This is a genomic window from Halococcus sp. AFM35 (assembly GCF_051195015.1).
GTDB lineage: Archaea > Halobacteriota > Halobacteria > Halobacteriales > Halococcaceae > Halococcus.
Map to the genome: position 1 here is coordinate 1 of NZ_JBNTJU010000051.1, position 9,066 is coordinate 9,066.

The window sequence follows — 9,066 nt, forward strand, 5'->3', positions numbered from 1 at the left end:
CCGTCTCGGTCTCCAATGCTTTGAAAACCTGTTCGACCGTCGCATTATCCGGTAGGACGGACTTGCTGGACACATCAAATCCGTCCTACCGTATTCCTTGTGAAGACTTCTGCACCACCGCCTCTACCGACTTGCAATCCGGATTCGGTCCGCCGGAGCCAGTAGGCGAGACCGATACCGACGGGCATTCCGATGAGGAGTGCAATCACAAAAGACGAAAACCGGACCGAATCACCAACGTACTCGTGAACGAACAGTACGGCCCAGAAGGCCCATAGTACGACGAATCCGACGGCCCACAGCGGTCCTCGTTCGGAGAGATGTTCAGGGAAGTCGCCCGTCTGCGTAGCCATATGCACGCTATACCGGTCAGTAATAAAAGTCTGTGCCAACCAATCCGTGCGTCACTCCGGCTCGGCGTGGGTGGCGACGAACATCGACTGCTGGTAGCCGACGATTGCGCTCATCCAGAGGACGAGAAGGACCACGAGAGACATGTCCACGAGGGTCAAAACGTATGCGACAGCAGCTAGCGGAATCATCAATACGACACCGGCCATGAGTTGCTGACCGGACGGTGCGTCGTCGTAGAGCCGTTTTGCCATCCGTCCGCGCTCGGTTCGTCGGATCCACGCGAAGAACACGACGCCGAGCGGGAAGCCACCGACCAGCAGGACCAGGTACAGCGGCAATCCGAACACATCTCCGACGTATTCGTGGGCGGTCAGCACCGCCCAGACCGCCCACACGACGGTGAAGAGACTGTGCCGGACGGCACCGCTTCCGACCGTGGGCGTCCCATTGGTTCGCGTTGCCATTGATACGTTATGATTCGAACTAATGTTGACAAAAATCTTGTGCCAGTGAGTCTGGCGTGCGCTCACCTCCCACGGCGTGCGCGCTTTGAAAGCGCTTTTATGCCGGGCTACGCTACCGCTGGCTACAGCCTGTGCGGGGTTGTGAAGCTCCCAGCCTCAGGAACTCTCACGGCGGGGGAGACAGAACTCGCGCACGGGAGGGACCACACAATGTCAGTCTATGTCACCTATGACGTTCCGGCGGACTTAGAAGACGACGCCATCGAGGCGCTCGAAGTCGCCCGGGACACCGGCACGGTAAAGAAAGGCACCAACGAGACGACCAAGGCCGTCGAGCGAGGCAACGCATCGCTCGTCTACATCGCCGAGGACGTCAGTCCGGAAGAGATCGTCATGCACCTGCCAGAACTCGCCGACGAGAAGGAGATTCCGTTCGTCTTCGTCGAGACCCAGGACGACGTGGGTCACGCTGCGGGTCTCGAAGTCGGCAGCGCCGCCGCGGCCATCGTGGACGCTGGCGACGCAGACGAGCAGGTCGAAGACATCACCAGTACCGTCGAGGACCTCCGATAGGACGATGAGCGCCGAAGGAACTGACTCCACGCCCGCCGAAGTCATCGAGGTCGTCGGCAAGACCGGGATGCACGGCGAGGCGATGCAGGTCAACTGTCGGATTCAGGAGGGCGAGAACCGTGGACGCATCATCACGCGCAACTGCCTCGGACCCGTGCGGGTGGGCGACGTACTCCAGCTCAGGGAGACCGCCCGCGAGGCCGACGCGATAGGGGGTCGCTGATGGTCGATACGGAGACGTGTGATTACTGTGGGTCGGACATCGAACCCGGCACGGGGACGATGTTCGTCCACGTCGACGGCGAGGTCGTCCACTACTGCTCGTCGAAGTGTGAGAACAACGCCGACCTCGGGCGGGCCTCCCGGGACCTCGAATGGACCGCGGAAGGTCGGCGCATCGGCGACAGCCGTGCGGGGACACCCGACGAAGCCGAACAGGTCGCCGCCGAACCGCCGAGTGAAGAGGACGAAACCGTCGCCGAGGAGGTAGATACCGCTCCGGGCGAAAGCGAGGCCGAGGCGGTCGCAGCAGCGGCCGGCGATACCGGGTCGCGCTCGGGTGAGCCGGCGGCCGCAACCGACGACCGCGTCGACGAGGACGCCACGGCCGACACCGACGAACTCGACGAGATCGAAGGGCGGAGCGCCGCCGGGTCGGACCCCGATATCGAAGAGGACCAGGACGTGCCGAACGTCGACGAGAGCGAAGCCGAGGCGAACGTCGGCGAGGAGACGACCCGTGAGACCGACGACGAAGGCGAGGACGACCAGTGAGCCATCACGACGAGCGGACGTTCGTGATGGCCAAACCCGACGCCATCCAGCGCGGGCTGGTCGGTGAAATCGTCTCCCGACTCGAAGGCAAGGGCCTGAAGCTCGTCGCGGGCAAGTTCATGCGCATCGACGAGGACCTCGCCCACGAACACTACGGCGAACACGAAGACAAGCCGTTTTTCGATGGGCTCGTGGAGTTCATCACCTCTGGACCAGTCTTTGCGATGGTCTGGGAGGGTAATGACGCCACCCGACAGGTCCGCCGGCTGATGGGTGCGACCGATGCACGTGAGGCCGCCCCCGGAACGATTCGGGGCGACCTCGGCAACGACCTCGGTCACAACCTCATCCACGGTTCGGACCACGAGGACGAGGGCGCGAACGAGCGCGAGATCGACCTCTTTTTCGACGACGAGGAACTCCTCGACTGGGACCACGACGCGGCGGCGTGGGTCTACGAGTAGTCGGACGGCGTTCATCGTTTTCAGCCGCTTGAGACGGTCGCGGCCCGCTCGCTGCCGAAGAATGTAAGGAATCCGATGCCGGCGATGCCGATGGCGACGGCGGTCACGCCCGCGACGAGCAGCGTCTCGGTGTAGCCGACGAGCGAGGCGACGCCCACGAACAGCGGCGGGCCGACGGTGGTGCCCAACTGGAGGATACTCGTCCGGATGCTCATGATGCCACCACGGAAGGCATCCGGCGAGAGCGCGTTCAGCGCCGTGTCGGTGATTGGTTCGGCGAAGCCCTGCCCGATGCCGAACAGGAAGAGCGCGCCCGCGAAGACGAAAATCGAGTCGGCGAGCGCGACGATGCTGAGTCCTATTCCATAGGTGAGGAAGCCGAGCGCGATGAGCCGTAGCGGCGAGAGATAACCGAGCAGCCGCGCGGACTGGGAGGACGTCACCCCCATCGTCACCGCCGGCAGTCCAAGGAGGAGCCCGATAGCGCCCGAGGACAGCCCGTAGGAGTCGTCGAGCACGAACGGGACGACCGTGAGCTGTGCGCCGTACAGGATGAGGAAGATGCCGAAAATCGCCGTATAGAGCGCGAGTGCCGTCCGCGTCGGCACTGCCCGCGCCGCATCGAGAAAGTACGAGAGACCGGCCGACTCCGATTCGCCCTCCGGGTCGGGCAGTATCGCCGAGCCGGCGACGGCGACGAGGATTGCGAGCGCGAAGCAGACGAACGGGACGGTCCACGAGATGAGCGCGAGCCCGCCACCGAGAAGTGGGTAGCCGGCCGCACCGATGGCGAGAATCGCGGCGTTCAGTCCGATGAATCGGCTCCGCTGCTCGCCGGTGAAGATGTCGCCCAGTAAGGTGACCGTGAGGCTCATGATGGCGCTACCGGCGGTGCCCTGGACGACCCGGAGGGCGAGGACGGTCGTGAAGCTCCCGACGAAGACGACCGCGACGCCGCTCAGTCCGAACAGAAACAGCGAGGGGACGAGCACCCGCTTGCGCCCGATGCGGTCGGAGACGAGTCCCACGAAGGGCGTCAGGACGATGCCCGGAAAGGTGAACGCGGAGATGAGGAGGCTCGCCTCGCTCGTCGAGACGCTCCATGCCGCCTGAATCGTCGGGAGCGCCGGACTGATGAGCGAGACACCCATCACGCTCACGAGCGTGCTCGCGAAGATGACGAGCACCGTCGGCGACCGACTGGTTTCGAGTCGCGTCGATAGCAGCTTTCTCATGGTGGTCACTCGCGCGGCGCTCAGCCATAGCAAACGGACCGACCACGGCGCGTTCGAACGAATCGCTGCGTGCGTCGCGCGTGGAGAGAGTTTCGCCCACGCAGCGTTTGAAACTTGCGTACCGTGTCTGTAGTGTATAAACCCGCCCCATGTGCGGGGAAATCTATATCCGCTCGCGTCGCTCACCGACGGGCATGCTACTGCTCGACACGAGACACAGGACGACCGCACGCGACGGGCGTGTGGGTCGATGGGCGGCCGGTGGGTCATGACGGTTCCCATCGCGCCGGAGCTGAGCCGCGCGGAACTCGCCGACCGACAGGACGAGCGCCTCGTCGAAACCGTCGAGCGCGCTTACGAGAACGTTCCCTTCTACCGCGAGTTGCTCGACGACCACGGCGTCTCGCCCGGCGACATCGACGGCATCGACGACATCGGGAAACTGCCGATGACGACCAAGACGGCCTTTCGCGAGGAGTATCCGGACGGGCTGTTCGCGGTCGCCGACGAGGACATCATCCGAATTCACGCCTCCTCGGGGACGACCGGCAAACCGAAAGTCGTCGGCTACACCGACGACGACCTCGAACGCTGGGCGGCGGTCGTGGCGCGCTCGCTCGACGCCGCGGGGGTCGAACCGGGCGACACGGTGCAGAACGCCTACGGCTACGGACTGTTCACTGGGGGTCTCGGACTCCATGACGGCATCGAACGGCTCGGCGCGACGGTCGTGCCGATGGGCGGCGGGAACACGGCCCGCCAACTCACCATGTTACAGGACATGGAAAGCGACGCGCTCTCGTGTACGCCCTCCTACTGTCTGTATCTCGCCGACTGTGCCGAAGAGCAGGGTCTCGACCCACGGGACCTTCCGCTCTCGACGGTCATCATCGGCGCGGAGCCGTTCACCGACCCGATGCGTGAAGAGATCGAGGCGGCCCTCGACGTGACCGCCATCGACATCTATGGACTCTCCGAAATCATGGGTCCGGGCGTGGCGATGGAGTGTGCAGCAGCACAGGACGGGCTGCACGTCTGGGAGGGCCACTTCTATCCCGAAATCATCGACCCCGATACCGGCGAGACCCTCCCACCCGGCGAGACGGGCGAGTTGGTGCTGACGACACTCACCAAGGAAGCCCAGCCGATACTCCGCTACCGGACGGGTGACATCACCCATCTCTACGAGGACGACTGCGAGTGTGGGCGCACCGCCGTCCGGATGGGCAACGTCACCGGGCGGACTGACGACCTGCTCATCGTCCGGGGTGTCAACGTCTATGCGAGCCAAATCGAGGAAATCATGGTCGGCATCGACGACATAGCTCCCCATTACCGCATCGACCTGCGCCGCGAGGACAGCCTCGACACGATGGACATCACCGTCGAACCACACGAGCGGTCCGAAACCACTCCGGCGGAACTCCGTGCGGCCATCGACGAGCGGCTCGACGACCAGTTGAACGTCTCGCCCGACAGCATCGACGTGGTCGAACCCGGCACAATCGAGCGCACCGAGGTCGGGAAGGTCAAGCGGGTGTTCGACCACCGCTAATCAGGCGAACAGTTGCGAAAAGAGTGCGTGCTGGCCGCGGTGGAGCCGCTCGATGAACGCCGACTTGCTGATATCGAGGGAAGCGGCGACCTCCGCGGCGGTCGTTTCCCGGGGAACGGTGAAATATCCACATGCGACGGCCGCCCTGAGGGCCTCTTCCTGTCGTGGCGTCACGTTCCAGCGCTCCGCGATGGCCCCCTCGTCGTCGGTTTGTAAGGGATAGGCGCGTTCGAGCGCGACGCCGACGGTCTCGCCGGCGGTGTTCAACACGCCTCGGAGCACCTCGTGGCCGACGACCGCGCCGGTGACGGTCGCGCTGCCGTCCCGATAGCGAAGCGATTCGACGATGAGGCCCGCGCTCACGAGGTCGTGGACGACACAGGGCTGTTTCGAGAGACAACGCCCGTTCTGTCGGTTATCGACGCGCGCGAGGTGGAGATAGCGGATGCGGTCGTCGTCGTCGAGCGCTGTGGCGAACGTTTCGGACTCAGGTGCGGTGAAACTCAGTAGGGCATAGCCGTCGGCGCGCAGCTGTGGCGGCTGGGCATCGACTTCGATGCCCGACGCGCGCGTGGCATCGGCCAACGGACAGTCGTCGTCGCGCACGCGGAACTCGACGACGAGACACTCGTCTATCACAGCCGATGTTGCCGTCACACACGTATAAAGCCCGTCCATGAACGTGTGAACGTCTATGATGATGGGTGGAGAATGTAAGAGTGTGACGATGGACCTCGAAACCGTCAAGGAACGTGCCGGGCCGCGACAGTTCAGCCCGGACGACGACATGCCGCGGGAGTACCGCGAGGCGGCGACCCGGATGATTCAGTTCCACGCGAACTCCGAGATCATGGGTGCGTATCTGGAGCGGCCGTTCATCCGCGAAGCACCCAGTCTGGACCGGAAATTGGCCTACTCGGCGAAGACGCAGGACGAACTCGGCCACGGCCAGTTGCTCTATCGTGCAGCCGAGTCGCTGGGCGTCAAGACGCGCGAGCAGATGCTCGACGAACTCGCTGCGGGAGAGGGGAAGTTCCTGAACTGTTTCCATTATCCGCTGGAGTCGTGGGTCGAGACGCCGATGATCGCCTTCTTCGTCGACGGCGCGGCGATGCGCCGGCAGGCAACTCTCAAACGGACGAGCTGGGAACCGTACGCCCACGCGATGGACAAGGTGTGTTTCGAGGAGGGCTTTCACATCAAACACGGCGAGAGTATCCTGAAGGAACTCGCTACCGGCTCGAAAAAGGAACAGGAGATGGTGCAGGACGCCTTCGAGACGTGGTGGCCGCGCATCATCCAGTTCTTCGGGCCGACGGACGACAAATCGACTCACCACGGCTTCGCTGCCGAGGTCGGGCTGAAGCAGATGACCAACGACGAACTCCGGGAGTCCTTTCTCAACCAGTACCTCCCGAAGGCCGAAAAGTACGGCCTGGAGATCCCCGACACGCCGACCATCGAGAAGGACGAGAACGGGAATTATCAGGTCGCCGAGGACGAACTCGACTGGGAGGAGTTCTTCGCAATCGCCAAAAACGAGTACGACCCCGGTCGCGGCCAGATAGACGCGCGCAAGCGCGCTCACGAGGCCGTCGAGTGGGTCCGTGAGACGCTCGACGAGTACGAGACCGCCACCGGTGGCCACGCGCCACAGGCGGCCGACTGAGGTGCGAGGTAGTTACCAATGATTTGGGAAGTCTTTCGCCAAGAGGGAGCCGGCAAGTATCACACCCACTGCGGCAACGTCCACGCGCCCGACCGCGAGATGGCGCTGATGTTCGCCCAGATTCAACACGGTCGCCGCAAGCCGACCCACAGCATCTGGGTCGTCCCACAGGACGAAATCGGCGAAGTCGACGAGTCGCGGGCGGCCTTCGGCGGCACCACGAACAAAGGGTATCGGTGGGCGACCCAGTACAACATCACGCCCGCTGCCGAGGAGGTCGCCGACTCCGAGAGCGAGCAGGCCGACGCCGAGCGGCAGGGAGGGAACTGATGGCGGCGAGCAGTCTCTCCGGGCCGACCGACCTCACGGAGCGCGAGCGCGAAGCGGTCGAGGCACTTCTCTATCGGCTGGCCGACGACGAGTTCGTCATCGCCGACCGCTACACCGACTGGCAGGTGCGCGCGCCCACCGTCGAATCGGACATCGCCATCGCCAACATCGCACAGGACGAACTCGGCCACGCACGGCTGTGGTACGACCTCCTGGAGGACTTCGGCTACTCGGAACCGGACCTCATCTGGGAGCGCGACCCCGAAACCTTCCGCCACAGCACGCTCTGTGAACTGCCCTTCGAGGAGGGCGACTGGGCCGACGCCATCGTGCGGAGCTACTTCTACGACGAAGCCGAGCATCTCAGACTGCGAGCGCTCGAAGATTCGTCGTACCCGCGCATCCGCGACCGTGTCGGCAAGGTCATGGGTGAGGAGGACTACCACCGCGAACACGCCGAGAACTGGCTTCGCCGGCTCGTGGGTGGCGAGGAGGGCCGCGAGCGCGTGCAGGCTGCCGTCGACAGGCTGTTCCCGTACGCGCTGACGCTGTTCGAGGCGTTCGAGGACGACGCTATCGACGACCTCGGGCTTCGCACCCGCTCCCTTGCCGACATGCGCAACGAATGGGTCGAGACCGTCACCGGGACGCTGACCGACATCGGCATCGACGCGCGCGCGCCCGAGACCGACGAGGATGGAGTCGTGGCTGACGAACTACCGGACCACATCGGGCGGGACGGCGACCACACCGACCACTGGGCGACCCACTACGACGAGATAACCAACACCTACCGCGAACTCGGCCGTGACCACGCGGCCCGGCTGATGGAGGACCCCGACGATGAGTAGCCAGCCAACCGATTTCGACCCGGATGCAACCTACTGTGCATACACCGACTACGAATCCGGCGAGGGCATCAAGGGCCTGCCTGCGACCGGCGCGGACGCGACGGGCGTCGAGCGCGCGGTCTGGGATGCCCTCTACGACATCGACGACCCGGAGATGCCCATCAGCATCGTCGATTTGGGCCTCATCTACGGCGTCGAAATCGAAAATGGCCATGCGCAAATCGACATGACGCTCACCTACACCGGGTGCCCGGCCCGCGACATGCTTCAGGAGACCGTGCGCAACAGGGTCACCGGCGTCGAGGGCATCGACGACGCCGAATTGCGGCTCGTCTGGTCACCCGAGTGGACAGTTGAGATGGTCACCGAACAGGGCAGAGAGGACCTCCGGGAGTTCGGGCTAAGTATCTGATGAACAGGATTACAGACCCGAGCGTCGAGACCACAGGGAAAGACGAGCGGGCCGAATGTCCCTACTGCGAGTCGACGAACACCGAGCGCGAGCATCCGAAAGGACCATCGCTCTGTCGGTCGATGCACTACTGTCACGACTGCGAGCAACCGTTCGAGAAGTTCGAATAGCCACTCACTACAATGTCTTCAGAATCACAACAAATCGAGGCGAGCCGCGACGAGATCAGAGAGCGCCACCGCGAAGTGCGCGAGGAACTGCTTGCCGACGAACCGGACAAACTCTACATCGGCGGTGAGTGGGTCGAGAGTGCCTCGGGCGAGACCTTCGAGACGCGCGACCCCACGACGGGTGAGGTGCTCGCCGAAGCACAGGCAGGAAACAG

Annotated in this window: 14 protein-coding genes and 1 pseudogene; 11 read left to right on the forward strand and 4 right to left on the reverse strand. The window is 64.0% G+C overall.

Annotation, left to right across the window (positions count from 1 at the left end):
• Window positions 1-74: 74 nt before the first annotated feature.
• Window positions 75-353, reverse strand: a complete 279-nt coding sequence (locus ACQUQO_RS17255) for a hypothetical protein (protein ID WP_435079740.1) — start codon at window positions 351-353, stop codon at window positions 75-77.
• 51 nt (window positions 354-404) lie between these two features.
• Window positions 405-818 (reverse strand): hypothetical protein, encoded by a 414-nt coding sequence (locus tag ACQUQO_RS17260; protein ID WP_435079741.1) that lies wholly within the window; start codon window positions 816-818, stop codon window positions 405-407.
• Between the two features lie 210 nt (window positions 819-1,028).
• On the opposite strand from ACQUQO_RS17260, the gene rpl7ae reads away from it, so the two are divergent.
• From rpl7ae to ndk, 4 genes are read left to right on the forward strand one after another with little or no spacing between them, the layout of a single operon-like run.
• Window positions 1,029-1,391 (forward strand): 50S ribosomal protein L7Ae, encoded by a 363-nt coding sequence (gene rpl7ae, locus ACQUQO_RS17265; RefSeq protein ID WP_435079743.1) that lies wholly within the window; start codon window positions 1,029-1,031, stop codon window positions 1,389-1,391.
• A gap of 4 nt (window positions 1,392-1,395) precedes the next feature.
• A complete protein-coding gene (locus ACQUQO_RS17270; protein ID WP_435079745.1) occupies window positions 1,396-1,614 on the forward strand; it encodes a 30S ribosomal protein S28e in 219 nt (72 codons plus the stop codon).
• A complete protein-coding gene (locus ACQUQO_RS17275; protein ID WP_435079747.1) occupies window positions 1,614-2,165 on the forward strand; it encodes a 50S ribosomal protein L24e in 552 nt (183 codons plus the stop codon). Before ACQUQO_RS17270 ends, ACQUQO_RS17275 begins: the two co-directional genes overlap by 1 nt.
• Window positions 2,162-2,629 (forward strand): nucleoside-diphosphate kinase, encoded by a 468-nt coding sequence (gene ndk / locus ACQUQO_RS17280; RefSeq protein WP_435079749.1) that lies wholly within the window; start codon window positions 2,162-2,164, stop codon window positions 2,627-2,629. Before ACQUQO_RS17275 ends, ndk begins: the two co-directional genes overlap by 4 nt.
• A gap of 20 nt (window positions 2,630-2,649) precedes the next feature.
• Here ndk and ACQUQO_RS17285 read toward each other — a convergent pair whose 3' ends face one another.
• The gene (locus ACQUQO_RS17285; protein WP_435079751.1) at window positions 2,650-3,864 is read right to left on the reverse strand and encodes an MFS transporter; all 1,215 of its coding nucleotides are present in this window, start codon (window positions 3,862-3,864) and stop codon (window positions 2,650-2,652) included.
• 250 nt (window positions 3,865-4,114) lie between these two features.
• Here ACQUQO_RS17285 and paaK point away from each other — a divergent pair, with 250 nt between their 5' ends.
• Complete coding sequence (gene paaK, locus ACQUQO_RS17290) at window positions 4,115-5,419, forward strand: phenylacetate--CoA ligase PaaK (RefSeq protein ID WP_435079753.1); 1,305 nt, start codon at window positions 4,115-4,117, stop codon at window positions 5,417-5,419.
• On the opposite strand, the gene ACQUQO_RS17295 is transcribed toward paaK, so the two are convergent.
• A complete protein-coding gene (locus tag ACQUQO_RS17295) occupies window positions 5,420-6,058 on the reverse strand; it encodes a helix-turn-helix domain-containing protein (RefSeq protein WP_435079754.1) in 639 nt (212 codons plus the stop codon).
• Window positions 6,059-6,146: 88 nt separating this feature from the next.
• Here ACQUQO_RS17295 and paaA point away from each other — a divergent pair, with 88 nt between their 5' ends.
• From paaA to ACQUQO_RS17325, 6 genes and pseudogenes are all read left to right on the forward strand, one after another.
• Window positions 6,147-7,088 carry a 1,2-phenylacetyl-CoA epoxidase subunit PaaA gene (gene paaA / locus ACQUQO_RS17300; protein ID WP_435079763.1) on the forward strand — a complete coding sequence of 314 codons (942 nt, stop codon included), beginning with the start codon at window positions 6,147-6,149 and terminating at the stop codon, window positions 7,086-7,088.
• Window positions 7,089-7,106: 18 nt separating this feature from the next.
• On the forward strand, window positions 7,107-7,418 hold the full coding sequence (paaB, locus tag ACQUQO_RS17305) for a 1,2-phenylacetyl-CoA epoxidase subunit PaaB (RefSeq protein ID WP_435079756.1): 312 nt from the start codon (window positions 7,107-7,109) through the stop codon (window positions 7,416-7,418).
• Entirely contained in the window at window positions 7,418-8,269 is an 852-nt protein-coding gene (gene paaC, locus ACQUQO_RS17310) for a 1,2-phenylacetyl-CoA epoxidase subunit PaaC (protein ID WP_435079758.1), read from the forward strand. Before paaB ends, paaC begins: the two co-directional genes overlap by 1 nt.
• Window positions 8,262-8,681 carry a 1,2-phenylacetyl-CoA epoxidase subunit PaaD gene (gene paaD / locus ACQUQO_RS17315; protein WP_435079760.1) on the forward strand — a complete coding sequence of 140 codons (420 nt, stop codon included), beginning with the start codon at window positions 8,262-8,264 and terminating at the stop codon, window positions 8,679-8,681. The genes paaC and paaD overlap by 8 nt, the downstream gene beginning before the upstream one ends.
• Entirely contained in the window at window positions 8,681-8,851 is a 171-nt protein-coding gene (paaE, locus tag ACQUQO_RS17320) for a 1,2-phenylacetyl-CoA epoxidase subunit PaaE (protein WP_435079762.1), read from the forward strand. The genes paaD and paaE overlap by 1 nt, the downstream gene beginning before the upstream one ends.
• A 12-nt stretch (window positions 8,852-8,863) precedes the next feature.
• Window positions 8,864-9,066, forward strand: a pseudogene (locus tag ACQUQO_RS17325) (betaine-aldehyde dehydrogenase); the annotation flags it as partial.